Annotated in this window: 26 protein-coding genes and 1 pseudogene; 14 read left to right on the top strand and 13 right to left on the bottom strand. The window is 69.5% G+C overall.

The features are described from left to right. Nucleotides 1–55: 55 nt before the first annotated feature. Both ACFMRZ_RS01170 and ACFMRZ_RS01165 read right to left on the bottom strand, forming a co-directional pair. Entirely contained in the window at nt 56–2,449 is a 2,394-nt protein-coding gene (locus ACFMRZ_RS01170; RefSeq protein WP_400177513.1) for a beta-glucosidase, read from the bottom strand. 233 nt (nt 2,450–2,682) lie between these two features. Further along, on the bottom strand, nt 2,683–3,330 hold the full coding sequence (locus tag ACFMRZ_RS01165) for a hypothetical protein (protein WP_400177512.1): 648 nt from the start codon (nt 3,328–3,330) through the stop codon (nt 2,683–2,685). Nucleotides 3,331–3,515: 185 nt separating this feature from the next. Between ACFMRZ_RS01165 and ACFMRZ_RS01160 the strand changes: the two genes are divergently transcribed. After that, entirely contained in the window at nt 3,516–4,313 is a 798-nt protein-coding gene (locus ACFMRZ_RS01160; RefSeq protein WP_400177511.1) for an aminoglycoside adenylyltransferase domain-containing protein, read from the top strand. A 159-nt stretch (nt 4,314–4,472) separates the two neighbouring features. Continuing rightward, nucleotides 4,473–5,726 (top strand): cytochrome P450, encoded by a 1,254-nt coding sequence (locus tag ACFMRZ_RS01155; RefSeq protein WP_400177510.1) that lies wholly within the window; start codon nt 4,473–4,475, stop codon nt 5,724–5,726. Nucleotide 5,727: 1 nt separating this feature from the next. Here the strand turns inward: ACFMRZ_RS01155 and ACFMRZ_RS01150 are convergent, their stop codons facing one another. The 3 genes from ACFMRZ_RS01150 to ACFMRZ_RS01140 are packed head-to-tail and all read right to left on the bottom strand — an operon-like array spanning nt 5,728 to nt 7,185. After that, nucleotides 5,728–6,504 carry a styrene monooxygenase/indole monooxygenase family protein gene (locus ACFMRZ_RS01150; RefSeq protein WP_400177509.1) on the bottom strand — a complete coding sequence of 259 codons (777 nt, stop codon included), beginning with the start codon at nt 6,502–6,504 and terminating at the stop codon, nt 5,728–5,730. 2 nt (nt 6,505–6,506) lie between these two features. After that, nucleotides 6,507–6,923 (bottom strand): hypothetical protein, encoded by a 417-nt coding sequence (locus ACFMRZ_RS01145; RefSeq protein ID WP_400177508.1) that lies wholly within the window; start codon nt 6,921–6,923, stop codon nt 6,507–6,509. A 43-nt stretch (nt 6,924–6,966) separates the two neighbouring features. Beyond that, nucleotides 6,967–7,185, bottom strand: coding sequence for a hypothetical protein (locus ACFMRZ_RS01140; protein ID WP_280276546.1), 219 nt, complete (start codon nt 7,183–7,185; stop codon nt 6,967–6,969). 189 nt (nt 7,186–7,374) lie between these two features. Here ACFMRZ_RS01140 and ACFMRZ_RS01135 point away from each other — a divergent pair, with 189 nt between their 5' ends. Beyond that, nucleotides 7,375–9,942, top strand: a complete 2,568-nt coding sequence (locus tag ACFMRZ_RS01135; protein ID WP_400177507.1) for an ATP-binding protein — start codon at nt 7,375–7,377, stop codon at nt 9,940–9,942. A 44-nt stretch (nt 9,943–9,986) separates the two neighbouring features. On the opposite strand, the gene ACFMRZ_RS01130 is transcribed toward ACFMRZ_RS01135, so the two are convergent. Further along, nucleotides 9,987–11,426: an amino acid permease gene (locus ACFMRZ_RS01130; protein WP_400177506.1), complete on the bottom strand. Its 1,440-nt coding sequence runs from the start codon at nt 11,424–11,426 to the stop codon at nt 9,987–9,989. A gap of 84 nt (nt 11,427–11,510) precedes the next feature. Here ACFMRZ_RS01130 and ACFMRZ_RS01125 point away from each other — a divergent pair, with 84 nt between their 5' ends. Next, nucleotides 11,511–12,461, top strand: a complete 951-nt coding sequence (locus ACFMRZ_RS01125; protein WP_400177505.1) for an FAD-dependent oxidoreductase — start codon at nt 11,511–11,513, stop codon at nt 12,459–12,461. A 61-nt stretch (nt 12,462–12,522) separates the two neighbouring features. Continuing rightward, complete coding sequence (locus tag ACFMRZ_RS01120; protein WP_400177504.1) at nt 12,523–13,263, top strand: esterase/lipase family protein; 741 nt, start codon at nt 12,523–12,525, stop codon at nt 13,261–13,263. A 13-nt stretch (nt 13,264–13,276) separates the two neighbouring features. Here ACFMRZ_RS01120 and ACFMRZ_RS01115 read toward each other — a convergent pair whose 3' ends face one another. The 4 genes from ACFMRZ_RS01115 to ACFMRZ_RS01100 all read right to left on the bottom strand — a co-directional run bounded on the left by ACFMRZ_RS01115 (nt 13,277) and on the right by ACFMRZ_RS01100 (nt 15,811). Next, the gene (locus tag ACFMRZ_RS01115) at nt 13,277–13,945 is read right to left on the bottom strand and encodes an O-methyltransferase (RefSeq protein ID WP_400177503.1); all 669 of its coding nucleotides are present in this window, start codon (nt 13,943–13,945) and stop codon (nt 13,277–13,279) included. 112 nt (nt 13,946–14,057) lie between these two features. Further along, nucleotides 14,058–14,798: an SRPBCC domain-containing protein gene (locus ACFMRZ_RS01110; protein ID WP_400177502.1), complete on the bottom strand. Its 741-nt coding sequence runs from the start codon at nt 14,796–14,798 to the stop codon at nt 14,058–14,060. A 5-nt stretch (nt 14,799–14,803) separates the two neighbouring features. Then, nucleotides 14,804–15,214, bottom strand: a complete 411-nt coding sequence (locus ACFMRZ_RS01105; protein WP_400177501.1) for a VOC family protein — start codon at nt 15,212–15,214, stop codon at nt 14,804–14,806. A gap of 3 nt (nt 15,215–15,217) precedes the next feature. Next, on the bottom strand, nt 15,218–15,811 hold the full coding sequence (locus ACFMRZ_RS01100; protein WP_400177500.1) for an ArsR/SmtB family transcription factor: 594 nt from the start codon (nt 15,809–15,811) through the stop codon (nt 15,218–15,220). 883 nt (nt 15,812–16,694) lie between these two features. Here ACFMRZ_RS01100 and ACFMRZ_RS01095 point away from each other — a divergent pair. Beyond that, nucleotides 16,695–16,841 (top strand): annotated as a pseudogene (locus tag ACFMRZ_RS01095) (helix-turn-helix domain-containing protein); the annotation flags it as partial. A gap of 72 nt (nt 16,842–16,913) precedes the next feature. Further along, complete coding sequence (locus ACFMRZ_RS01090; protein ID WP_400183061.1) at nt 16,914–17,510, top strand: hypothetical protein; 597 nt, start codon at nt 16,914–16,916, stop codon at nt 17,508–17,510. A gap of 107 nt (nt 17,511–17,617) precedes the next feature. Here ACFMRZ_RS01090 and ACFMRZ_RS01085 read toward each other — a convergent pair whose 3' ends face one another. Continuing rightward, nucleotides 17,618–17,929, bottom strand: coding sequence for a putative quinol monooxygenase (locus ACFMRZ_RS01085; protein WP_400177499.1), 312 nt, complete (start codon nt 17,927–17,929; stop codon nt 17,618–17,620). Between the two features lie 168 nt (nt 17,930–18,097). Beyond that, complete coding sequence (locus ACFMRZ_RS01080; RefSeq protein ID WP_400177498.1) at nt 18,098–18,553, bottom strand: DUF1214 domain-containing protein; 456 nt, start codon at nt 18,551–18,553, stop codon at nt 18,098–18,100. 372 nt (nt 18,554–18,925) lie between these two features. Between ACFMRZ_RS01080 and ACFMRZ_RS01075 the strand changes: the two genes are divergently transcribed. Then, nucleotides 18,926–20,995: a catalase gene (locus ACFMRZ_RS01075; RefSeq protein WP_400177497.1), complete on the top strand. Its 2,070-nt coding sequence runs from the start codon at nt 18,926–18,928 to the stop codon at nt 20,993–20,995. 97 nt (nt 20,996–21,092) lie between these two features. Next, nucleotides 21,093–21,449 (top strand): hypothetical protein, encoded by a 357-nt coding sequence (locus tag ACFMRZ_RS01070; RefSeq protein ID WP_400177496.1) that lies wholly within the window; start codon nt 21,093–21,095, stop codon nt 21,447–21,449. A 9-nt stretch (nt 21,450–21,458) separates the two neighbouring features. Here ACFMRZ_RS01070 and ACFMRZ_RS01065 read toward each other — a convergent pair whose 3' ends face one another. Then, nucleotides 21,459–21,596, bottom strand: a complete 138-nt coding sequence (locus ACFMRZ_RS01065) for a hypothetical protein (RefSeq protein ID WP_280275695.1) — start codon at nt 21,594–21,596, stop codon at nt 21,459–21,461. 154 nt (nt 21,597–21,750) lie between these two features. Here ACFMRZ_RS01065 and ACFMRZ_RS01060 point away from each other — a divergent pair, with 154 nt between their 5' ends. From ACFMRZ_RS01060 to ACFMRZ_RS01040, 5 genes are all read left to right on the top strand, one after another. Further along, entirely contained in the window at nt 21,751–21,975 is a 225-nt protein-coding gene (locus ACFMRZ_RS01060) for a DUF6480 family protein (protein WP_400177495.1), read from the top strand. Between the two features lie 130 nt (nt 21,976–22,105). Next, the gene (locus ACFMRZ_RS01055; RefSeq protein WP_400177494.1) at nt 22,106–23,176 is read left to right on the top strand and encodes an asparagine synthase-related protein; all 1,071 of its coding nucleotides are present in this window, start codon (nt 22,106–22,108) and stop codon (nt 23,174–23,176) included. Between the two features lie 116 nt (nt 23,177–23,292). Then, entirely contained in the window at nt 23,293–24,114 is an 822-nt protein-coding gene (locus ACFMRZ_RS01050) for a hypothetical protein (RefSeq protein ID WP_400177493.1), read from the top strand. Further along, a complete protein-coding gene (locus ACFMRZ_RS01045; RefSeq protein ID WP_400177492.1) occupies nt 24,111–24,752 on the top strand; it encodes a hypothetical protein in 642 nt (213 codons plus the stop codon). Before ACFMRZ_RS01050 ends, ACFMRZ_RS01045 begins: the two co-directional genes overlap by 4 nt. A gap of 203 nt (nt 24,753–24,955) precedes the next feature. Beyond that, entirely contained in the window at nt 24,956–26,200 is a 1,245-nt protein-coding gene (locus tag ACFMRZ_RS01040) for an MFS transporter (RefSeq protein WP_400177491.1), read from the top strand. The last annotated feature ends 41 nt before the right edge of the window (nt 26,201–26,241 follow it).

Here is a 26,241-nt window from a genome sequence, read left to right as displayed (position 1 = left end):
CACGTCCAGGTTGCTACCGTTGTGCTGAATTATCGCCGCGAGCTGCGCCGATCCATCAGGTGACGACGACCTCCGCCATCAGCGGCAGCGCGATGACCGAGGTGCCGACCTGCAGCGTGAACGCGCCCGGCTCGGCCTTCCAGCCGTCCTCGGTCCAGTGCTCGAAGGCCCGCTGCGGCAACGCCAGTTCCACCCGTTGCGACTCCCCCGGTTCCAGGGTGACCGTCTCGAAGGCCGCCAGCCAGCGCAGCGGGCGCTCGATCGCACTGTGCTCGCGGGAGAGATAGGCCTGCACGACCTGTTTGCCCACGCGCTCACCGATATTGGTGACGGTCACCGTGGCGGTGCGCCCGGAGATATCGAGATTGCGCACCTCCCACGTGGTGTAGCCGAGCCCGTGCCCGAACGGGTAGGCGGGCTCGACACCGGCCCGCAGCCAGGCGCGGTACCCGATGTGCACGCCCTCCGCGTAGTCCAGCGTGCCGTCGGCGGCGGGGGTGGTGTTCAGCACCGGGACGTCGGCCATGGTCTTGGGCCAGGTGGTGGGCAGGCGGCCGCCGGGTTCGGCGACGCCGGTGAGCACATCGGCCAGCGCCGCGCCGAATTCCTGCCCGGGGAACCAGGACAGCAGCACCGCCGGCACCTCGTCCCGCCACGGCAGTTCCACGGGCGCACCGGAATTCACCACCACCACGGTCCGTGGATTCACCGCCGCCACCGCGGCCACCAGCTCGTCCTGCCGGCCCGGCAGGCGCAGGGTGGTCCGGTCCACACCCTCGCTCTCGATCTGCTCGGTGGTGCCGACGACGACCACGGCCACCTCGGCGGCGCGCGCGGCCTCGACCGCCGCCGCGAACTCCTCGTCCGGGGTGCGCCGGGGCCGGGCGGCGCCCAGCGTGACACCGAGGAACACACCGAGGCCCGGCAGCGCGGTCAGGTTGCCGACGGTGATGCGGATATCGACCTCCTCGCCCGCGGCCAGCGTCCGGGTCGCCTCGCGCTGCGGCGGATCCAGCAGCGCCGCAACGGGATCGGCGCCCGCGAACGCGACGTCGCCCTCGGCCACGGTCACGCCGTCGAGGTCGAGCCGCACCTGTCCGAGCGCGCCCGCGCCGATGCGCCACTCGCCCGCGCTGTCGGCACGCAGCCGGGCCCGCAGTTCCACCGCGGTGGCCCGTTCGGCCGCCGGGTCCCCGAACAGCACCAGATTTCCGGCGGCGCGGTGCTGGGTGTCGAGCACGGTATCCCCGTCGAGATAGCGCAGGCACAGGCCGGGCGTACCGGTCTCGGGGTCGGTGATCAGCTCCAGCGGTGCGGGAGACAGCTTGTCGGACAACCAGACTCCCGGCGTGTAGGTCACCGGCAGGACGTCGCGCAGGCCTTCCAGCGGCGTCGTGGTGTGCGCCGGGATCACCGTGGCGCTGCCCCCGCCCATGAGCCGCGGCTCGGCGGCCGAGGGTCCCAGCAGCGCGACCGTGGTGCCGGGGCGCAGCGGCAGCACCTCGTCGTTGCGCACCAGCACCATCGCGTCGGCGGCCGCGCGGCGCACCAGCCGCCGCTGCTGATCCTCGGTGAAAGCCGGTGTGGCACTCGGCGTCCCGTCGAGGGCTCCGACCCGGCGCGCGAAACGCAGGATGCGGCGGACCTTCTCGTCGATCGCCTCCTCCGCGACCGCGCCCGACCGCACCGCCTGTTCCAGGGGCTCGCCCCACAGCAGCGGCGGCCCGGGCATGCACAGATCGGTGCCGCGCGCCGCGCCCTCGGTGGAGCGCACCGCGGTCCAGTCCGACACCACCACGCCGTCGAAACCCCAACTGCCCTTGAGCGGTTCGTCCAGTAGCGGATGCTCCGTCATGGTGGCGCCGTCGACGGAGTTGTAGGCCGCCATCACCATCCACGCCCCCGCCTGCACGGCCCGCTCGAACGGGTACAGGTACAGCTCGCGCAGGGTCCGGTCGGTGGCGCGCACGTCGACGGTGAAGCGGTCGGTCTCGGAGTCGTTGGCCACGTAGTGTTTCGGGCACGCGCTGACGCCGTGCCGCTGCACCGCCCGCACGTAGGCCGCGGCCATCTCGGCGGTGAGCATCGGGTCCTCGGAGAAGCATTCGAAATGCCTGCCGCCCAAGGGCGATCGGTGCAGATTGACGGTCGGCCCGAGCACCGCGTACACGTTCTTGCGCCGGGCCTCGGCCGCGATCAGGCCGCCGATCTCCGCGAGCAGCTCCCGATCCCAGGTGGCGGCCAGGGCGGTGCCCGAGGGCAGGCTCACCGACGGGTCGCGCTCGTCCCAGAATTCGCCCCGCACGCCGGACGGACCGTCGGACACCGGCATCTCCGCCAGCCCGATCGCCGCGTCGCCGGCCATCCGGAACATGCCGGCCCCGGACACCAGGCGCACCTTCGCCGGCAGATCCAGTTTCGCCAGCACCTGCTCGATCTCGTCGTCCATGCGCTGCCCCGTTCGTGTCGACTGTCGTGTCCCGGCCCGAGGCTACCGGCCGACTCCCCGGCGCCGTGGCCGTTGCGGCACGGCGCGCCACGCTGACACGCCCCGCATTCCGGGCACCATCGTGTTCCAGCGCGCCATCCGACGCGCGGGCACCCGGCATGCCTCGCACTCCCGTTGCGGCCGGGTTCGAACGCGTCACGCGACATGCCCGGTGTTCCGGGCCGGCCAGTGCCCTAGCGTGGGGCCCGTACGGGGTCGATCCTGGTGATCACGGTGGTGTCGGCGAGCGTGCCGACGGTGACGGCCTGCCGGTAGACGCGGGTCGATCGGTCCAGGCGGGTCTCGGTGACGGTCACGAAGAACACGCCCGTCGGCTGCGGCACGATCTCCACGCAGTGGCGGGTGCCGACGGGCACGGTGGCGATGCCGACGTCGATCACCGCGGCGGCCGATACCCACGCGTCGGGTGCGGTCACCGCCCGCGCCGCGACGCCCGAACGAGTGACGTAATACGCGTGCTGGAAGGCCAGGATCACGTCCGGTCCGGACGCGGTCGATCCCGGGCCGTTGCCCCGGACCAGCTCCGCGGTCCGCACCGGCTCGCACCCGCCCCCGCCGCCCAAGCCCAGGTCTGCCGCGCCGGCCAGTACCTCGGCCGTCGGCGGCACGCGGGCCTCGACGCGGCTCAACACCAGTCCGCCGACCACCAGCACGGTGCCCACCGTCGCGGCCGACCCCACCAGCACCGCGCGGCCCCGCGTCCGCCGCCGGGGCGGAGCCGGTGCGATCATCCCCGGCCACACCGTTACGCGCGCGTCACCGCCGCGCGCCGCCGCACCGCCGCGCGACTTGCCGTGCCGTGCCCTGCGCCGCACCGCCATCGCCCACCGCACCCCCTTCCCGATGCGTGCCGCACGTGGGACCCCGACCCGGCGGCAATATCGTTGGGCGCTAACAAGATTGCACATCCGCGCCGGATTCGCCGGTCGAATGGCCAACTCCGCGGCCGGTGACGTCCGCGGACCCGCCGCGGCGCGGCCGAATCCGTTCGCGAGATGCTGTCGCGATGGCCTCCCCGCTCACGGAACCACAGTCCCTTCCGGCCGAATTGCGCACGTACCTGGCGGAGTTGGTGCGGCGCACCCACGATGTGTGTGGGCAGCGGTTGGTCAGCGTCTTCGCCGTCGGCTCCGTGGCGCTCGGTGACTACCGGCACGGGCGCAGCGATGTCGACGTGACCGTGATCGCCGAACCTGCGCTGTCCGAAGAGGCCCTGCGCGAACTCGCGAACGCGCTCGCGGCCTTGGACTGCCCGGCCGCGGGACTGGAGTTGGTGCTGTACGACAGCGATTTCGCGGCGCGGCCGTCCGGCGCGGCGGGATTCCGGCTCAATCTCAACTGCGGCCCGCTGCTGCCCTACCGGGCCGATCTCGATCCGTCCGGGGCGCCGGCCTTCTGGTTCGTCATCGACCGGGCGATCGCCCGCCAGTCTGGGCGACTCCTCTACGGCCGCCCCGTGGACCAGGCCCTTGCCGCACCCTCACACTCCGCGCAGCTGGCCGCGGTCCGGGCCTCCGTCCGCGCGCACGCACAGGACGAGGGGCACCTGGCCGACAACCAGGTGCTCAACGGCTGTCGCGCGGTCGTCTTCTGCCGCACCGGCCGGTGGTTCGCCAAATCCGAAGCCGCGCAACGACTCGCGGAGTCGGACCCCGCCGTCCGCCCGCTCGTCGACGAGGCGCTGCGCAGTTTCCGCCGGCCGCGCACGGCCGCGCTGCCACTGCCGCCCGCCGAGGTACGGCGATTCCTGTCGTGGGTGCGCGAGTACGTCGACAACACCGGCGACACCCAGCGATCGTCCTGATCCGCGCCGCGGTCACCGACGCTCGCGCAGCCGCGCCCGGATGACCTGCGCGGACCCGACGCCGATGCGCATGACACACCTATCACCTACCGATGCCCGCCCGGGGACCGCGTGCATACGCTGCCGCGTCGGGCAATTCGCACCATATCGGAGCCATAGTTGACAGTGCCACGTTCATCGAACCGTTCTGCCGCCGAACCGATTTCGCACCACGGCTCGCCGGTCCAGCTCGACCGGGAGCGGGTGCCGCTGTACGCGCCCGAGTTCGCCACCGACCCGCACGCGGCGTACCGGTCGATGCGCGGCCGGTACGGTTCGCTGGTGCCGATCGAGCTGGCGCCGGGCGTACCGGCCACCCTGGTCATCGGATACCGCACCGCCATCCGGATCCTGCACGACCCCGACCACTTCCCCGCCGATCCGCGCGGCTGGGAACGCACCGTCCCGGCCGACTGCCCGGTGCTGCCCGTATTGCAATGGCGGCCGAATGCCATGCGCAGCACGGGCAACGAGCACGCCCGCTACCGCCGGGCCAACACCGACGGCATCGACGCGGTGGATCTGCACGCGCTGCACGCCACGGTCGAGCGGATCGCGGGCGCGCTGATCGCGGATTTCGAGGCCGCCGGGTCGGCGGATCTGGTGGCGCAGTACGCGTTTCCGCTCGCGTTCGCCGTCATCAACGCGATGCTGGGCTGCCCGCCCGAGATCGGTGAGCGGATCGCCGCCGCCACGGTCGCGGTGTTCGACGGCGACGACGCCGAACAGGGCAACAAGCTGCTGGCTTCGGCCGTACTGGAACTGGTCGAGCTGAAACGGCGCGAGCCCGGCGACGACATCACCTCGCGGCTGCTGGCGCATCCCGCCGCGCTCGACGACGCGGAGGTGATACACCAGATCGTCGTGCTGTACGGCGCGGGCATCGAACCGCTGCAGAACCTGATCGGGAACGCGCTGCGGGTCATCCTCACCGACGACCGTTTCGCCGGTCACGTGATCGGTGGCAGCCTGTCCACCCGGGACGCGCTGGACGAGGTGCTGTTCGACGATCCGCCGATGGCAAACTTCTCGGTCACCTATCCGCGCCAGCCGATCCTGATCGAGGACAACTGGCTGCCCGCGCACCAACCGGTCGTCGTCAGTCTGGCCGGATGCAATAACGACCCGCTCGTCAGCGCGGGTGACCACACCGGCAATCGGTCGCATCTGGCGTGGGGCGCGGGCCCGCACGCCTGCCCCGCACGCTCGGCGGCCTATCTGACCGCGCAGGACGCCGTCGACCAGCTGCTGGACGCGCTGCCGGACCTCGCACTCGCCGTCCCGGCCGCCGAATTGACCTGGCGGCCAGGGCCTTTCCACCGTGCCCTGACCGCACTGCCGGTCGTCTTCCCGCCCGCGCGGCCGCCGGTGTAGATCAGATACCGGCGGCCAGTTCGGTCATGTTCGCCGGGCGGGCGAAGGTGTCGGCGAAGACATCGGCCAGCCGCGAATCGTCGGCCGCCGCCAGCATCAGCTCCTGCATCGGACCCGGCGGGTCGAGCACGGTCGCCGTCCAGCGCGCGGCCGGGTAGGCGATATCGGTCAGCCACGGCTCGGCCGCCGCGATCATCCAGTCCCGGTCGAACGGGCCGTCCGCGTGCCGCAGGATCGCCTCGCCGTATCGGAATCCGCAGTGCACGGCGCTGTTGGCGCCCTGCGCGCCGCCCGGATCCATGCGGCACACCACGTCACCGCCGCCCAGCACGGCGGCTCCGGACGGCAGCGTGCCCACCGGCCGGCGCACCACGGGGGTGACCGCGCCGACCAGCGTGGCCCCGGCGTCGGTCAGTTCGGCATCGCGGTAACGGTCCGCGAGTGCGGGCGGCAGATGCTGATCCAACAGCCGCCGGGCCAGCCGCAGCCGCTCGCCCGGATCGCCGACACCGCCGAACACATCCAGCGCGCCGCCGGGCCGCGCCTCGAAAAGCACCATCTCACAACGGCGTTCGGCCCCGGGCCGGCCGGTCAGGCCGGGATAGGAGATCACCTCGCCCGTCCCGGGCAGCGTCACATATGTTCCCAGCTCGTCCGGGTCGGGCACGACGCCGTCGAGATACAGCGCCGCCAGCTGCCGCTGCGGGCGCGGCGGCAGGTCCCAGGCCGGGTCCGCCGGGAAGCAGGCGGCCAGCTCACGATCCGCGCGCGTGACCACCGTCAGGTCGTAATCGGCTGTGCCGCGGTCGATCTCGGCGACCGACGGCGCGTCGATCGACAGCTTCCCCCGGCATCCGCGAACGCCCGCAACCAGCGGCCGAAGACCGTGCGCTGGTCGACGCTGCGCGCCGGCCGGGTGAATCGCCCGGACCACTGCACCGCCACCGCGCGATCGACCACCATGGTGAACCGGATGCCCGCGATCTGCGGCGCGGCCGACCGCCAGCAGTCCAGTCCCGCGGCCGACTCCAGGTCCAGCGTGGGCGGGAACTTGACCTGCGTGCTCGTGACCGAACCGGACAGGATCGCCTCGCTGTCGCGGTCGGTGATCACGGTGACCTCCGCGCCACCGGCCAGCAGTCGATGGGCCAGCGGCAGTCCGCACTCACCGGCGCCCAGTATCCGTATCCGTCTCATCTCGGTTCCTCTCGACGCCATCGGGCCGAATGCCGCCGTCCGCTCAGGTCCACAGCCGCCGACACGGCAGCGGCGGCAGATTGTCGCGCAGGTCCGAATCGATCGTCACCCTCGCACCGGCCTTCGCCACGGCAGCGGAGAACCGGGCAGCGACCGCCCGATCGTCCTGATAGTCGAAAACGATGGGCGGGCTGTCGAACCGCACTCGGATGTGACACGAGTCCGGGCTGGTGCCGCCCGGATGCGGCGTTCCGGCAACCACTGCGCGTATCTCACTGTTCGGCTTCGAGTTTCGTGGCCGCCGCGGGTCGGCGACCCATGCATAGTGACCCGGCGGCGCGCCGAGGACATCGGTAGATCCGGCACGGGCACGTAGGTAGGTATCTGCTCCCATCCGCGGCTACCCGTTCCCTCGGCGACGGCGGGTGGTTGCCTACTAAAGTGGCTGGATATGCCACCGCACCGTCCGCACCGGGTGGGAACTCCGCCGACCGCCGCACCCGAATTCATCGGCCGCGAGCGTGAACTGGAACGGATCGCGACGCTGTTACTGGGTTCCGCGCGGCTGATCACCGTGATCGGCGCGGGTGGCATCGGCAAGACCCGGCTGGTGGTCGAGGCCGCGCAGCGATTCCACAAGGCTCGCAGCACCCCGGTGCACTGGGTCCGCCTGGCCCGGTTGCCGCGCGGCGCGGACACCGCGACCGTCGAGGACGAGGTGGCCCGGTCGGTGGTCGACACCGATTTCTCCGGCCGATCGGCGTGGCAGGCCCTGATCGACACGCTGGACCACGGCGTCGGCCGCGCCGCCCAGACCGTGCTGATCCTGGACAACTGCGAGCACCTGCTGGCCGAGGTGGGCACGGTGATCACCGAACTGCTCGACACGGTGCCGCGGCTGACGATCGTCGCCACCAGCCGCGAACCCATCGGCTGGGTGGACGAACAACTGGTCGCGATCCCGCCGCTCACCCGCCGGCAGGCGGTCACCCTGTTCCGCCGCCGCGCCGCGCTGACCGGCCACATCCTCGACGAGACGCAGGACGCGGTGGTCGAGGAGATCTGCGCGCACCTGCACAACTATCCGCTGCACATCCGGCTCGCCGCGGCACGGCTGCGCCGCCAATCGGTGTCGATGATCCTCGGCGACCTCACCGGCGCGGCGAGCGATCGCCGGCTGCGCTGGTCGCCCGTCGCCCGGACCGGCGCCGACGAGCGGCACCACGGGATCGCGGATGTCATCGCGTGGTCGTTCGATCTGTGCGGCCCGAAGGAACGGCTGCTGTTCGAGCGACTATCGGTGTTCGCCGCGGGATACGACACCAATCCGGACGACACCGAGGACGGACCGGGCCTCGACGTGGGCGCCGACCTGGACGCGATCGAGACGATCTGCTCCGGTCCCGACGGCACCGGCGCGGAGCTGGCCCGCGAGGAGATCGAGGGCCTGCTGGAACGCCTCACCGATCAATCGCTGGTGTCGACGCATCTGGCCGCCGACGCCGTGCGGTATTCGCTGCTGGAGAGCTTCCGGGTATTCGCGCGGCAGCGGCTGGCGCACCGCGCCGCCGACGAGCCGCGACGGCTGGCGGACCGCCATCGCCGCTACTACCGCGACCGGGTCACCGATGCCGCACTGAACTGGTTCAGCGACCGGGAGCACACGCTGCTCGCCTGGGCCCGCGCCGCTTGGGACAACCTGCAACTCGCGGTCGAGGGCAGTCTGGCCACGCCCGGCGAGGCGGTGATCGGACTGGAGATCGTCGCCGGGATGATCGGCCTGCGAGTGCCCTTCTTCAAAGGGTCGCTGCGGGAATCGCGCCGGTTGGCCGAGCGCACGCTGGCGGCCACCCGCGGCGCCGGGCCGGAAGCGGCGGATCTCCAGGTGTCGGTGATGGCGTCGATCGCCTTTCTCAGCCTGTGTCAGGGGCTGTCGGGCGAGGCCGAGCAGATGCTCGAGCGATGCGTCGCGGCCTGTGTGCCCGACCCCGGCCGGGCCGCGGCCTGGCGAGCGGATCCGGTGACCGACGTCGGGCTGCCCGCTCCGGTGGAGTTCGCCTCCGGATGCGCCCTGATGCTCACGCACCTGGACGTTCGTGCCCTGACCGTACTCGCGCGGGCACGCGAGAAGTTCACCGCGGCAAACGATTTCGGTAGCGCCACGATGAGTGAGATGTTCGAGGCGCTCGCCGCGGCCTTCCTCGGCACGCCCGCGCAGGCGCTCGAGGTCACCGGTCGCCACCTCGACGCCGCGGCCCGCTCCGGCGCGGAATGGGCCCGGTCCTGGGCCGAACTCGCATGGGCCATAGCGGAAACCGCGCACGGCGATCCGCACGCGGCACTGACGCGCGGGCGCACCACCCTCGCTCGACAGGTCGAGATGCGCGACTCCTGGGGCACGGTGTGGGCGGTGCACATTCGCGCGTGGACCTTGGCGCGCTTGCTCACCACGGACGGGCGAACCGATTCGGAGCGGGCCGCCGACCGGGCGGTCGAGATCGCGAGACTGCTCGGCGGGGCCGCGGCGTTGCGGCACGAACTCGGCGTCGACATCGCGCATCTCGGCCCGTTCGCCACCGAGACCGAGCGCGCCGCCGACCTCACCCGGAAAGCGCTGGGACAGCACGACTTCGACACCGCGTGGGATGAGGGCGCCGCGTTGCGGCCGTCGCCGACCGAGGTGCCGCGGCTGGCCCTGGGCGACCTGACGCTGCGCCGACTCCCGGCCGACCGGCCGGGGCGCCGAGAAAGTCCCACCCCGTGGCAGTTGCTCACCGACGCCGAACGCGATGTCGCGGTGCTGGCGGCGGCGGGCTGGTCGAACACCGCGATCGCCACCCGTCGCGGCAGTTCGTACCGCACCGTCGACGCCCAGATGGCGGCCGTGCTGCACAAACTGATGATCCGCTCGCGCGACGACATCCTCCCCCTCGTCCCGGCCGAACACCGTGACCGGGTCGAACGCGAACGTGAACGCGAACCGCGCGCCACCCGCACCGGCGGGCGCGGCCTCACATGAACCGGAGCGGCACCGCGGGTAGTTCGGGTGTGCTCACCGCGTCGTCACATCGGTAGCTGGTCGGTGGCGCTCGTATCGGAGGGGGTTGCCGGGGCGGGTTCGGTCGTTCGCTCGCGGCGCAGGAACCAGCCGCCGACCAGCACCGGGACCATGATCAAGGGGACCGCGATGATCGCGCTGCGCTGCTCGGTGCCGCCACTGAACGCCATCAGCACCACCACGCCGACGAGGAAAACCAGCGTCGCGATCCCGGTGTAGGGCGAACCCATCAGGCGGAAGGCGGGGCGTTCGGCACGCCCGCTGCGCCACCACTGCCACAATCGCAACTGGCACAGCACGATTGCGGCCCAGGCGGTGATCACCCCGAGCGCCGACATGTTCAGCACGATTTCGTAGGCGCGTTCGGGGACAATGGCATTGAGCCCGACGCCGGTCAGCGCGATCGCTCCGGTCGCCAGAATCCCCACGTACGGAACGCCGTTCGAGGACAGCGCGGCCGCGCGGGCCGGGGCGCTGCCACTCATCGACATGGATCGCAGGATTCGGCCCGTCGAGTACAGGCCCGCGTTGAGGCTGGAGAACGCCGCGGTCAGCACGACCACGTTCATGACCGAATCCGCGCCGTGGACGCCGATGCGCGCGAAGAACGTGACGAACGGGCTCTCCCCCGCGCGAAACGCCGTGTACGGCAACAGCAGTCCGAGCAGCACGAGCGATCCGACATAGAACAACGCGATGCGCGCGATCACGGAATTGATCGCGCGCGGCATGATCTTCTCCGGATTCTCCGCCTCCCCGGCGGCGGTGCCCACCAGTTCCACCGCGGAGTACGCGAAGACGACCCCGGTCGTGACGACGACCAGCGGCAGCAGCCCGGTGGGGAACAGTCCGCCGTGGTCGCGCAGCACCGCGGGCCCGGTGCTGTCCCCTTCGATCGAGAAGCGCCCGGCCAGGAAAACGGTGCCGATCACCAGGAAGCTCACCAGCGCAACGACTTTGATCAGCGCGGCCCAGAACTCCAGCTCACCGAACCAGCGCACCGACACCAGATTGATCGCCACCACCACCGCCAGCGCGACCAGCGCGATGCTCCACTGCGGAATCGCCTTGAACGCGCTCCAGTAGTGCACGTAGGTGGCGATCGCGGTGATGTCGACGATGCCGCTCATGCACCAGTGGAAGAAGTACATCCAGCCGACGGCGTACGCGAGCTTCTCGCCGTAGAACTCACGGGCGTAGGAGACGAACGACCCCGACGACGGTCGGCGCAGCACCAGTTCGCCCAGCGCGCGCAGCACGAAGAAGACGAACACCCCGCAGACGGCGTACACCAGCACCAGTCCCGGCCCGGCATCGGCCAAGCGCCCGCCCGCGCCGAGGAACAGGCCCGTCCCGATCGCGCCGCCGATCGCGATCATCTGCAGCTGCCGCGGCCGGAGACTCTTGTGGTACCCCGCGTCCTCGTCCCGTAGCGCGTCGGTCATGGCGGCCTCCCGCGGTCTCGGATCGTATCGCTGAATAATGTATCGTCATTCAACGGCTCACTCAATGGTGTTAGGGTAGGCGACGTGCGAGCAGTGGTGGTCGGATCCGGAATCGTCGGGCTCACAACGGCATCCGAGCTGCTACACCGTGGGTACGAGGTCGTCGTGGTAAGTGCGGAGCCGGTCAGTTCGTCGACCTCCTTCCTCGCCGCCGCGGTGTGGTTTCCCACCGCGGCCGGTCCGGCCGACCGCGTGGCCGCCTGGAGCGCGGAGACGTTCACGCAGTTGGAGCGCCTCGCGCGCGCCGGTGTTCCGGGCGCGCGGATGTGCGAGTCGCTCACGGTCTACCGCGACGAGCCGCCGATCCCCGCGTGGTCCTCGGCCGTGCGCGAGTTCCGGCGGGCGGGGGCGGACGAACTTCCGCCGCACTACCGGTTCGGCTACCGGTTCACCGTCCCGCTGCTCGAGATGCCGCTCTATCTGCCGTGGCTGGAGAACCAGGTGCACCGGGCGGGCGCGTGGCAGGTACGCCGCACGGTCCAGGGGCTGGACGAACTCGCCGATCTCGCACCGGATGTCGTGATCAACTGCGCGGGCCTGCGCGCCGGGCCGCTGGCCGACGACGCCGGGGTCTATCCGATTCGCGGCCAGATCGTGCGGGTCGCCAATCCGGGCGTCTCGGTGTCGGTGCGCGACGAAGCGCATCCGCTGGGCCGGGCCTATGTCCATCCGCGCACCCACGATTGCATCCTGGGCGGTTCGCTGGACGCCGGAGCCTGGGACCGCACTCCGGATCCGCAACTGACACAATCGATTCTGCGCCGCTGCCGCGACCTGGTCCCCCAGCTCGCCGAGGCCGAGGTCCTCGAGACACTCGTCGGCCTGCGACCGGGCCGCGGCGAGGTGCGGCTCGAAATCGACGCCGCCGCATCCTCTTCCACACCCGTGATCCACAATTACGGCCATGGCGGCTCGGGCGTGACGATCGCGCACGGCTGCGCCCGCGAGGTGGCGGACCTCGTCGGCTCGCTCTGAGCGGCGGACGACCACGGCTTATGTCTGGTCATTCGACCAGAAATTAGCTTAGGCTAAGCTCGTGAAAGCGCGTCATCTGATTCCCTTGCTGGGCGCGGTGCTCGCCGCACCGGTGCTCGCCGCCCCCGCGCAGGCGGACACCGCGCCGCGGGGCGTCGTCGTGGTAGTGCCGGGCCAGGCCATCGGCGCGCTGCCCTACCAGCCGATGGCCGCCGCGCTGCGGAGCGACGGCTACCTGCCGATCGTGCTCGACCTGAAGGGCTTCTCGATGGCAGCCGATGCCGAGAACATCGCCGACGCAGTGGATTCCGCCGCGGCCGCGCACCCGGGCGTGCCGATCTCCTTGGTCACGCACAGCGTGGGTGCCGTCAGCGGCCGCTACTACCTGCGGGCGCTCGCTGGGCACGAGTCGGTGGACACCTACATCGCCATCGGCGCACCGCAATACGGTTCACCGGGGGCGTGCGGGCAGGCCATCGGTCCCGAGGTGTGCCCCGGCACGGACTTCATGACCGCGCTCAACGCCGGTGACGACACTCCGGGCGACACCGCCTACTACGCCGTGCGCAGCGCCCGCGAGTGGACCGACGGCCGCCTCGACGGGGGGCAATGCCGGATGACCCCGTTCGCCTCGCTCGGCAACGGCGGCGTCGACCACACCCTCGAGCCGGTGCTTCCCGTCGTGCTGGACCAGGTGCGCGCCGCGCTCGCCGGGGACTGCGCGGGCGAGTACGCCGACGACCCGGACGGCGTCGTCAGCTCCGACGCCAGCCTGTTCCCGAGCGGAGTTCCCTTCGGCTGACGGCATTTTCGGGCTAGAGCCGGACGGCGGCCTGAATGCCGTCGCCGATCGGCAGTTTCACCGACTGGTAGCCGTTCTCGGGTGCGGCGAGGTAGGCGAGGAGTTCGCCATGCACGTCGCGCCCGAAATCCATGTCCACGTCATCGATGAGGACCAGGGCGCCGGGGCGCAGTGCCGGTTCCACCACGCGCAGGACGGGCAGGGCCAGGTCCGGCCAGCCGTCCAACAGCAGCAGATCGACGAGTTCGGTTATCCCGGAGAGGGTTTCGCGCGCGTCGCCCGCCCGCAACTCGATCAGATCGGCGACACCGGCGGCGGCGAAGTTCTCCCGCGCCGCCGCCACCTTCCCCGGTTCGATTTCGGTGCCGATCACGGTGCCGCCGCCGTTGTCACGGACGGCGCCGGCCAGGTAGATGGTCGACACCCCGAACGAGGTGCCGTATTCGACCACCGACCGCGCCCCGGTCGCCCGCGCGAGCAGGTAGAGCAGCTCGCCGCCGTCGGCGGACACCGACATATAGATGTCCTTCAGCTGCGTCGCCCGCGCGGCCGCGTCCGGATTCGCGAGAAAGTCGGTGCCGGGTTCCAGTGCGGCGACCGCCCGCGGGTCGTTCTCTCGTTCGGCGGCCAGCAACCGTTGCAGCACAAGGGAAACCGGTTCGGAGTGCAGGGTGGAGGTCATGTCGATTCCTTCCTCTGTTCGGATACGACTCAACGTATGCCCGAAAAGAGTTGACCTCCAGTGCATCTTCGATAAGAGATAGTTGCGCGGAACGCAATTCAAGGCCTGGTTGTCATTTCCGGTCACCCGCGATGAGCCGGTCGAGCCAGGATTGCCATGCGGCCGTGCGGGTTTCGCGATCCACCTGGATCCCGTAGAAGTACTGCACCGAACTCACCATGTGGTGCGGTTCGTCGGCCATGAAGCGGTGGAAACCGTGCTCGGTGCGGATGCCCAGCAGCAGCCGGTCCCGCAGATCCACCACGCCCTCGACCGGTTCGAGGCCCGCCGGGGCGAGGCGCACGCGCTCACCGAGCGCCGGATCCGCGCCGAGACACGCGATCAGCTCGCGCCACACCGCCTCGACGGGCGAGGAGGTGAAGCCGGTGGCGACGATATTCGCCACCGGCAGTCCGGGGAAGTATCGGAAGTACTCGGAAAGGTTGTGCAGGAACATATCCCAGCCCTTGCCGAAGCCGTCGTACTCCGCCTCCCAATCGTCGCCGAAGAACCCGCTCTGCACCAGGCGCAGCACCGTGGTGCCGCCCGCCCTGCCCTCGACCAGGAATTCGAAGGTCATCGGCGCGGTGCCGTCGGGGCCGGGCGCGCCGTACACGATCCGCCTGCCCGGTTCCGACTCCAGCACGCGTCCGGCCTGGGTGTTGCCGCCGCCGAAATCCGCTTCGAGTTCCCCGGCGGCGTCCTCGTGCGGCACGAACCAGATCGACATGCCCTCCGGCGTGGAGATCGCCCGCCACACCTGTTCGGGTGTGGCGGCGAGTTCGATCTCCTTCGCCAGGCGACGCTCGTCCACCGAGGTCAGTCCTGCTGGGCGAGCACGATGAGATTGCCGCAGGTGTCGTCGAACACCGCCTGTGCACCGAAATCGGTTTTCGTCGGCTCCTGCGTGAACCGGACGCCGTGGTTCTTCATTCGCTCGTAGTCCTGTTCCAGGTCGGTGCTGCCGAGCATGGTGTACGGTATTCCGGCGTCGTAGAGCGTCTTCTTGTACACCTGCGCGGCCGGCTTGCCCTCGAGTTGAATGCCCGGATTCCAGTCGGGTTCGAGCAGTACCTCGACGCCGTCGGGCGCGTCGGGTGAGACGACGGTCAGCCATTTGGCGTCGCCCACCGGGATATCGGTCTTCTTCACGAAGCCGAGCACGTCGGTGTAGAAAGCCAGGGCCTTGTCCTGGTCATCCACGGGAATGCTGGTTACGGGTACGAACATGAATCAGCCCTTCTCTTGTGGTTGAACTGTCGGATGCACGGCGAGCACGATGCGGTGGGCGCGCCCGCCGGTCGCGGACTCGTCGTGATACTCGGCGATCAGCGACGTGACCGCCGCGGTCAGTTGCTCGGCGAATGCGGCGCGGTCAGCCGCCGAGGCGAACCGGACCTCACCGTCGAGGGCGAAGGTCGCCACCGGCTTGCGAGCCGCGGCCGCACCCGTGATCAGTGCGCCCACATCGCGCACCAAGCGCGCGGCCACCGCCAGCAACCACCGCGCCGACAACTGATCACGCGAGCGCTCCGGATCCGGCGCAACCGGCGCCAGCGCACTCGGCGAGATCACATACGACGCCGCGGTCGCCCGCAGTATGCGCTCGGTCAAGTTGCCCTTGCGCCGCTCCTCCACCAACTCCACCAACCCGTGCCGTTCCAGCGCGCGCAGGTGATAGTTGACCTTCTGCCTGGTCAGCCCGACCCGCTGCGCCAGCGTGGTCGCCGAGCCCGGTACGGACAACTCCGCGAGCAGCCGAGCCCGAACCGGGTCCAGCGAGACCTCGGCCGCCGCCGGATCCTCGATCACCGCTACGTCGTGCATGCCCCCACAGTTCCACCGACAAATTTTTTTGTCAAGGGACCGCACTGGACGAGGCCGCCGCCCGGATCAGTTCGTCCACGCCCGCAGACACCACAGCGGCCGTGACGGACCGGCATCGACCGGTCCGACCTCGACCGTGCACGCCGGGTCCCACTTCCGCAGCGCCACAAGGAATCTCGCGATCGTGTCCGGACTCGCGGTATAGGTGAGCGTCGGCGGCCGCTCGAGACCCGCCGCTTTAGGTCGTTGCGGAAGCTCCCCGTCCGGATTCATCGCACGCCCCCACTCCGCCTCCCGCGTGCAACGTACGGCGCGACATCCCGGCCACCGCGCCCGCGCCTCCGCCAGATCGGTCCCCCGGAGCAAACCTCACCACCTCCGGCCGAGCACCGCTGTCCCGCACCGCCATCACCTCGATTCCCTTCCTGGCGTCATGAGTGGGCCGCCACACGGCCAGAAGCCCACCCACCCGCGTCGTGCGCTCGCCGCCGATCACCGCAGCTTCGTTGTGTCCCCCTAGTGATGAACTGGCCCATGTCGCATGCACCAGCTATAACCAGCTTCCGACACATGACGTTTCGTCAGCCTCGCGTGCCGCGCTGCCTCAAAACCCGATACATCGACGCGCACCAAACAGATCGCAGTCGGCTTGTCATTCGGTTCACCGGATTCCATGCTTTCCTTTCGGCTCGACTTCGCTGGGGCACCCGCCGCCGGGAGTCTGCTCGCCATGGCCAGGCAAACGGTCGGGCGGGTGCCGCAGACGTTTCCGGAATTCGAGACAACGAAGTGCCAAACTTTTTGGCACGCTGGGACCCGCAGAGAGCGTTGAATAGAGCGGTGGACATGATGCCGAAAGACCGTCGAAGTATCGGTTCCCGAGTTGCACAGGCCCCGCAAACTGGCAGGGATCACCCAGCGCGAACTGGCTGCAAGAGCGGACGTTTCACACAGTCTCGTACGAGCCGTCGGACGGGGCGCAGTACCAGCTTCCGCGGCGTTCCTCGGCGCAGTGTCCAAGGCGCTCAGGGTCGGCGTTCCGGACCTCACGGGTCAGCCGTACGCTCCCACGCCTGGTCAGGATAGCGGCGTACATGCCGCAGTGGCAGTTCTGCGAACCGAACTAGCAGCCTTCGACCTGGACAATTCCGGCGTGCTCGAAATTCGGCCGCTTGCGCGAATCGCCGAGGACGTACAACAAGTCTGTCGTTACCGGCGTGCAGCGGCGTTTCACAAATTGAGTGATGCGCTGCCGCCCTTACTGGGGGAAGTACGTGCGGCTGTGCACCGCAACCACGGCAAAGCGCGTGATCAGGCGTTCGAACTACTTTGCGAGTTGTACTACTCGGCTCACAGTCTCGCGCACAAACTCGGATACACCGACCTCGCTGCTCTAGCCATCGATCGTTTGGCTTGGGCTGCAACCGAAGCCGACGATTGTCTCTGGATTGCCACGAGTCAGTTCCACCGTGCGGCAATCCTCACTTCCGGCGGCGACTGGACGGCAGCGCTGGCATTCCTCGAGCGCTGTCGCTTCAGCGTAGAACCGCGCCTGAGCGTCGGCCGTCGCCGGGATTTGACGGCATGGGCGGTGGCGCTGGCCGTCGAGGGCTTGGATGGCGTCGAGGCGTTGAACCGGGCCGACGCTCTCGTCATCCCACCCGGCACGCGCGATCGCACCCTCGCAGACCAGATATAACCCGATGGTTCATGAGACGGTGCGGGCATTGGCACGTGCTGAGGCGCGCAGTGTGGACGCCGTGCACGGTTTCGCTCTGTGGTGTGGAATCACCAACAAGCTGTAGCTCAACCTGTGGGGAGCCCTTTCGCGGCTACTGGCGTCAGGAACTCGACCCGAGCGGAGGAGACGTATCTGTCGCGCTCGGACAGGAAATGCTTTGTGTGCGGTTGCCGTTCGTGGTCGTCGAAAGCGGCGCGGTCGCGGTACACCTCGTAGAAGACACGGGCCAGGGGCTCTCCTTCCACGACGTGGGTTGAGTAGACCAACGTGCCCGCTTCGTGTCGGGTGATGCCGTCGACCGTTTCGGCTACCAGCTGGTCGAATCCATCAGCCTTGGCGGCGTCTTGCAGGTCGAACCTCACGACGAGTGCAAACATCGAATCTCTAAGCGCACGCCCGGAAACCCGCATGATTCGGATACCACCACGCCTATGGCTGTCGGAATCACCAACCAGCGCCGGGCGGCCCGGCTGGAGCGGTCACAATCGGGCTCGAGGTGGCAGATTTTGGTCGTCTCAGTGCTGGTTGTGTCCGCGGGGGCCGGGTCAGGCGGGAGTTCGAGGCACCACGGGTGGTGGTGTCCACTCACCGTTGTCGACTTGGGGTTTGGGCCAGTAGGTGTGGATGGTGAGTTCGAATTCGCTGCGTGGTGCGGGGAGCCGATTCGCTTCGTGTTCGGGGCCGAGTGAGTCGTGCTGGATGTAGAGGGTGAGTGTGCCGTCGGGGTCGCCGGACAACCGCCGATCCTGGTTGTCGTATTCGAGGAAGAAGTAGCGGGTTTCCTCGGGCTGGTTGACGTACATGTTGGATTTGGCGGCGGCGGTGCGGGTGAGATAGTCGAATCCCCAGCGGGCGATATTGGGTGGAGAGTTCCAATTGCCCGGCAGCCGTTGACCGTTGGTGCGGAACTTGAACAGCGGCGCGACGACTCCGGTCTCGGTGTCGCGCGCGGCGTCCTTGATCGCCGCGGCGACGTCGAGATCGGACGCGGTATCGCCCACGCCCTCCACGACGAACTGCTGAGCACGCGCCCGGAAACCCGTGCCACACTCTTGGTCGATCCGGACAACCAGCGCGCATACGAGCGCTACCGCAACTGGGGATGGCACCGCGTCGGCACAATGCGCCCACACTGGCCGGACGCCCCCCGATTCGACGTCTTGATTCATCCACTGGAGCCGTAAGGACCGCGCAACGAGACGACGCCCGGCCGCAGCGGTCACGATCGGGCTCAAGGTGGCAGATTTCGCCGTTTCGGTGCGGATTGTGTCCACGTAGGCCGGAGCCAGCGCCCCGCCACGTTTGTTCACCTGCGCGCCGGGTAGGGCTCCGATGTCCGAACGGTTCGGCGTACACCGGCAGGAGGCCGCGGGATGACCGATAATCGTGCAGATCAGCCAGGGAATGGCGGCGAGACGCATCAGCAGGCGCAGGGGGACGACGTACGGCTGACGACACAGCAGGGTGTGGTCGTCGGCGACGACCAGAACACACTCCGCTCCGGCGAGCGCGGTCCGGCATTGCTGGAGGATTTCCACTTCCGGGAGAAGATCTTCCACTTCGATCACGAACGAATTCCGGAACGGGTCGTACATGCCCGCGGCTTCGGCGTGCACGGCTATTTCGAGAACTACGAGCCGCTGACCGATCTGACCCGGGCCGACCCCTTCCAGGAAGCGGGCCTGCGGACCGAGGCGTTCGTCCGGTTCTCCACCGTGGCGGGCAACAAGGGTTCGTTCGACCTGGCGCGCGACGTGCGCGGATTCGCCGTGAAGCTGTATACCCGCGAGGGCAACTGGGACCTGGTGGGCAACAACATTCCGGTCTTCTTCATCCAGGATCCGATCAAGTTCCCCGACATGGTGCACGCGGCCAAGCAGGAGCCCGACCGCGGCTTCCCGCAGGCGCAGACCGCGCACGACAATTTCTGGGATTTCGTCTCGCTGACGCCCGAGTCGACCCACATGCTGCTGTGGATCATGTCCGATCGCGCCATTCCGCGTTCGTTCCGGTTCATGGAGGGCTTCGGCGTCCACACGTTCCGGCTGGTGAACGCCGAGGGCAAGTCGACCTTCGTCAAGTTCCACTGGAAGCCGAAGCAGGGCCTGCAGTCGGTGGTGTGGAACGAGGCGGTGAAGATCAACGGCGCCGATCCCGACTTCCATCGCCGGGATCTGTGGGACGCCATCCAGGCGGGCGACTTCCCCGAATACGAACTCGGCATGCAGCTGTTCGACGAGGACTTCGCCGACCGATTCGGCTTCGACATCCTCGATCCGACGAAAATCATTCCGGAGGAAGAGGTGCCCGTCCGCCGGGTCGGCAAGCTGGTGCTCAACCGAGTGGTCGACAACTTCTTCGCCGAGACCGAACAGGTCGCCTTCTGCACGCAGAACATCATTCCCGGCATCGATTTCACCGACGATCCGCTCCTGCAGGGCCGGAACTTCTCGTATCTCGACACGCAGCTGAAGCGCCTCGGCAGCCCCAACTTCACCCATCTGCCGGTGAACGCGCCGCGATGCCCGTTCGCGACATTCCAGCAGGACGGCCATATGGCGACGGTCAACCCGACCACGCGGGCCAACTACGAGCCCAATTCCTGGCCCGGCGACATCAAGGGCCCGCGCGAGGATCCGACGCGCGGATTCCGGACCTATCCCGATACCGAAGCGGGCCCGAAACGCCGCCTGCGCGCGGAGAGCTTCGCCGATCATTACAGCCAGGCGCATCAATTCTTCGCGAGCCAGACCAGCGTCGAACAGCAGCACATCATCGACGCGTTCGTCTTCGAGCTGAGCAAGTGCGATCGGGTGGATATCCGTGCTCGCGTGGTCGCCGCGCTGCGCAATGTCGACGAGGATCTGGCCGAGGCGGTCGCCGACGGTCTGCGGCTGCCCGAATTGCCGGAACCCGCCCGCAGTGCGCGCGAGCCGCGTCACGATCTCGCGCCCTCGCCCGCGCTGAGCATCCTGTTGAACGGCCCGGAAACCTTCGCGGGCCGCAAGATCGGCGTGCTGCTCACCGACGGCGCGGACGCGAAACTGCTGTCCGAGTTGCGCGAGGCGGCGCAGGCCGAACAGGCCATGCTCGAGATCGTCGCGGCGAAGGTCGGCGGCGTGGTCACCGACGACGGTGAGCGCGTCGAGGCCGACCAGAAGATCGACGGCGCTCCCTCGGTGCTCTACGACGCCGTCGTCATCCTCGCCACCGACAAGGCGGCGGCCGAACTCGCCGGCCTGGCCCCGGCCCGCGACTTCGTCAGCGATGCCTACGCCCACTGCAAGTTCATCGCCCACCGTGAGGCGGGTGCGTTGTTCGCCGCCGCTGGCCTCGGGGGCAGCCTCGACGCGGGCGTCGTCGACCTGACGGCATCCGGCACGTCGATGGCCGAGTTCGTCACCCAGTGCCGGGACGTGCGGTACTGGGCCAGGGCCAGCTGATCAAACCCGGACGGCCGCAAACAGATAGCAATCACAGCGGCCGGTCCGGGGAAATACCACCTCGCCGGGCCTGACGGTACCGCCCGGCGAGGAAGAGTTGCTCGCCCTGGACCTGGCCGCCGCGGGCTGGTGGATGATGTGGGAGGAGGACATGATCATCCATCACGAACCGTCGGTCAGCCGCGACGCGACGCGACGGCGGCAACTCGGCATCCGCAATACGCTCTGGACGCTGTGGCTGCGCCGCCCCGCCCGCAGCGCCCTGCGCCGGACGCGCGCAGTACTCGCGGGCGCGCCGAAGGACGCGGCGACCCCCGGGGCCGTGCTGGAGGCGGCCGCCTCGCTGCCCTGGGTGCTGCGCCACCGGAAGGTCGTGCCCGAGCATGTCGAGGCCGGGCTGGTGCTGCTCGAGGAGCCCCAATCACGGTCGCGCGCAAGGCGTTACATCGGCTGACCGCGCGGGTCAGATGTCGGCCTTGCGGCTGCCCTCGTTGCCCATGATCTGCGGTGGATCCTCGGCGGTACCGGACGCCTTCTTGCGCCGGATCAGCACGATGGCGACGAGCACGGGGATCACCAGCAATATCAGCAGAAATTCCATAATCAGCCACACCTTTCCGCTGGAGTACGAGCAGCAACCTATCGGCGAGCTACCCGGCGCAAGCGGGTCCAAACCGCCGCACCCGGGTGTTGCCGACGCCCGACGGGGCAGGCCGCCGAATGAACCTGTCGTCGAACCGAACGGACGTGCCGCCATGTCTATGGATCCCGACCCCGAACGTGTCCCGGACCTGGAGCAGGGCGGTGGGGTGCGCCCCGGCGCGACCCCACCCGACACCGCGCAGACGTCCGGGCTGTCCGCTCCCGAGCCGCGCACGCGACGATCGTTCCCGCCGACCGGCATCGCCATGATCGCCGTCGTCGTGGCGGTGGTGGTCCTGTTTCTCGGCGTCGCCATAGCGCTCCTCGCGACTCTGTGACCGAACGAGGTCGTGCCGGGCTCACCGCGTGTGGCAATGACCACGCTGCCGGTCGCCCGCGAATCCGGCATCCTTGACTCGGGCTCGCTTCGCCGGGCGCCACGACAACCCCGACGACTGGTGAAAAAGCTTGCGACACAGCCCGCCCAGGTCCCCGGCCACGAACGGCTCGGCGTGTCGCGAGTTCGAGTATCCGCGGCCCGAGCCGCTGCCGCAGACCGGTCGGCCCATCGAGTTCGTGGCGGATCTGCTCGACGATATCGCGACGCCGAATCCGGCGGCCCGCACGCTGACGGACCCGCACGCGGCGGCGGACCTGATCGCGGCCGAGACCCGGTCGCGGGTCCGCGCCGTCTGCGACGCCCTCCCCGGCAACCCGGTGATCCTGCTCAGCGGCGGGGTGGACTCGATCTATGTGGCCGCCGTCGCCGCGGCTCTCGGCCGCACGCCACACGCGGTCACGATCGTCACCGCCGAGGCCTCCGACGAGACCAACGCGGTCGTGGCGGCCGCCGCGCTGGGACTCACGCACGACATCGTCCGGCTCTCGCACGACGATGTCGTCCGCTTGGCGCAACAGACCATGGCACGCCTGAGGACCTCCGAGCTCTGGGAGGTCACCGCCGGGATTCCGCTGCTCGCCGCCCGCCGCGGCCTCGGCGGCGACATCGGCCCGATCCTGTCGGGCAGCGGCGCCGACGCGATCCTCGCCGGTGGCCGCGCGCTCTCCCATCCCGTCGAATCTCCCTCCGCCCGAGTGGAACTCGACACGATCGTGCGCACCGAGTCCGCCGCCAACTTCCGTCACGATCGGCTGGTTCCGCACTTCTACCCCGCGCTGCTCGACGAGTACGCCGACCGGCTCGTGCACGTCTTCCAGACCGTCCGATGGTGGCGTGTCGCCGAAACCTTCTCGCCGCCCGCCCTGTTCGGCGAGAGGGACGGCGTCCCCTTCGACAAACTCGCGCTCCGCATCGCCTGTGAGAAGCAATTGCCCATCGGCGCAAAGCATCTCGCCTGGGCGGTGAAATCCCCGATCCAGCGCTCGACCGGACTGACCGCGGTGCTGTTCGCCGCGGCCCGCGCCTACAGCGCCCGACTGCCGGGAGCGGCTACCTACACCGACCCCCTGACCGAGCCACCGGAAGCAGTAGCCACCCGCCTGTACCTCGCCGCACTCCATCGCATGATCAACGGCTGACCTCTCCTCCCCGCGAAACAGGTAGCGGGGTACTCGTGCCCGCGGGCCGGGCGTGGCCGAGTGTTGATACCGCAGCGTGGATCACCTCTCGGCGGTCCGCGCTCCGGAGGTGGATCATGAGAGGCGCGGTGCGAGCGTTCCTCGTCACGCTGTCGGCGGCGGGGGTCCTCGGTGCGACAGCGGCGACGGCGGGGTCTGTGCCCACACCGACCTCGCCGATCCCACCCGGCGGTCAGGTGGAATCGTGCGCTACGACGCCCAGTGCGGTCGGGCGGAGCTGCGAACGCCCGGATCCCACTCTCTCCGTCCCATCCAGGGCCGAACGCGGCACGCAGATCAGCGTGACGGGCGACAACTGGCAGTGCAGCACGGCGGCCCGGGTCACGCCGAGTTGGTCCGGGGCGGTGCAGAGCGCGATGGTCGACCGAGGATCGTTCGATGCCTCGCTCCCCGTCGATGCTCAGGTCGAGCCGGGCTCGTACTCCGTCGAGGTGTCGTGTGGCGACGACTTCGCCACCTCGCCGATCACTATCTTCGCGCGGCGCGGCGAGACCACCACGCCGACTACCACGCGCAGGACCACCGAGCCGACAGCGGAGATCACCACACCGTCCTCCGGCGTGGAGACGACCGACGAGCAACCGTCGATCGCCGCGCAGCCGGGCGATATTCCCCAGTCGCACAACACTATCGGCGGTCCGCTCGTCGTCCTGACGCTCCTGGCGGCCGTCCTGCTGGCGGCACTCGTTGTCTGGTGGCGCAGGCACGTGGCCCGTACACCGCACGAGCCACCCCCGCCCCGCGTTCGCGTACGGGTGGTCGCCGACGCGAATCCGTCCGTCCGGGTTCGCGAACTCGCTCACCCCGTGGGCCCGGCGGTTCGAGTCCGGCTCAGCGCCGGTGAACCGACCGTACGCGTGAAAGAGGTTCCGCGATGACGAATCCCCCATCCATCACGGCCCGCACGGTGCTGTTCGGGTACGCTCCGCGCGAGGCCGTCGAGCGTGAGTTGACCGAGCACCTCCGCACAAGCGGTGTCGACGATCTGGCGCTGCGACGTGCGCCCGCCGTCACCGCGCTCCTGCGAGCCGCCGCGCTACGCGAAATCGCCACGGCCGTAGACGGTTTGCTCGCGTTCGATATCGGCGGCGTCGCGGTCGCGGGCTGGCGGCGTTATGAACAGCTGCGCGACGCGGCAATGCGAACCAGGGCGGGCGGTACCGAACAGGTCGACCTGCTCGCGCATGAGATCACCCGGACCTGCCGCCCGCAATTCGACATCACCGTCGACGGAAACACGGTGGGCCGCTTCGAACTCGAACTCGAGGCCACGCTGCTGCTCCTGCCCGTCGCCGCCACCGTCCGCGACGGCCGCCTGGTAGCCCTCGGACCCGGCGACTGCACCGTCACGATCGCGATCCTGGTCCCGGAAATCGGTCCGGTCCTGGAACGCGAACGCGCCTTCCCCGTGGGGATCATGGTGGACCTCCGGCGTCCGATCCCACTGATCGGCCCGCAGGATTTCCCTGCGCCGCAACGCGTGTCCGGGCCGATGGCACGACAGCCGAACCGCTGACCGGCTAGCGCTACGGAACCCTCGCTGCGCGCCCCGCCGCTCCGAGGCCGGGTTCGCCGCGCCTCGCCCGCGACGGCCACCTGCCCGTACAACGCCAGGTTGTGGCCTGCCGGACGACTGGTTGTTTGACCGGGTCACCGCCGGTCGGCTTCGATGTCGGCTCGACACAGGGTGATGCGGATCGGACGGAGCCGGCGCGGGTGATGCGGGGCAAGCGGTCGCTGGGGCGGCAATTCGGGTGGCTCTGGGCCGCGTACGCGGCGAGCGCGGTCGGGACGTGGCTGGCCTTCGACGCGTTCGCGTTGATCGCGATCCAGGTGCTGCACGCGGGTCCGGGCGAGGTGGCGGGACTGGCGGCGGCGGGCCTGGCGGTGGGGGTGGTCGTCGCCCTGCCGCTCGGCCCCTGGGTGGAGTTCCGCCGCAAGCGGCCCGTGATGATCGCGATGGACCTGCTCCGGTTCGCGGTGCTGATGAGCGTGCCCGCCGCCTACGCCCTCGGCCGCCTCACCTTCGTCCAGTTGCTGATCGTGTCGGTGGTGGTCGCCGCCGCCGACATCACCTTCACCGCGGCGAGCGGCGCGTACCTGAAAGCGCTTGTGCGCCGCGAGGATCTGCTCGTGGCCAACGGCCGGTTCGAGTCCACGAGCTGGACGGCGACCATGCTCGGACCGCCGCTGGGCGGAGCCGTCGTCGGACTGTTCGGCCCGGTCGTGACCGTCGTCGCCAACGCGGTCAGTTTTCTGCTGTCGGCCGCGGGGATTCGCGCGATCGGCGGGCACGAGCCGCACCCGGCACGCGCCGAGGGACACCGATTACGCGCCGCCGACCTGCTCGAAGGCTGGCGCTACCTGCTGACCCATCCGACCCTGCGCCCGCTGCTGTGCAACGCCGTGCTGGTCAACGGACTGATCATGGCGACCCAGCCGTTGATGGCGGTCCTCATGCTCGGCCACCTCGGGTTCAGCCCGTGGCAGTACGGGCTCGCGTTCGCGGCGCCCTGCCTCGGCGGGCTGGTCGGTTCGCGGCTCGCCCCACGGTTCGTCGCCCGATTCGGGCAATACCGAACCCTGCTGGCCGCCGGGGCCTTTCGCGTGTGCTGGCCGATCGGGCTGGCGTTCGTCGGCCCCGGCCTGCCCGGCCTGGCACTCGTCGTCGCGGTCGAACTCGGCCTGATCACCTGCTGCGCCGTATACAACCCGGTGCTGGCCACCTACCGCCTCGACCAGATCCCGGCCGACCGGATCGCCCGCACCCTGTCCGCCTGGTCGATCGCGACCAAATCCGGCATCGCCGTCCTGACCGCTCTCTGGGGCCTCCTGGCCACGATCACCACGCCACGCACCGCACTCGCCGCCGCGGGCCTCCTGATCCTCACCACCCCGCTACTGCTCCCCCGCCCCGGCCACGCGCCCCACCCCGAACCGCAACCCGCCCGAACCCACGCCTGATCCGGACGCGTTCCTCGCATCCCTCGACCTCCGTCATGACG

Source organism: Nocardia sp. N2S4-5, assembly GCF_044628355.1.
Classification (GTDB): domain Bacteria; phylum Actinomycetota; class Actinomycetes; order Mycobacteriales; family Mycobacteriaceae; genus Nocardia; species Nocardia wallacei_B.
The sequence above is the reverse complement of the archived record's forward strand: the minus strand, read 5'-3'. Positions and strand labels throughout refer to the sequence as shown.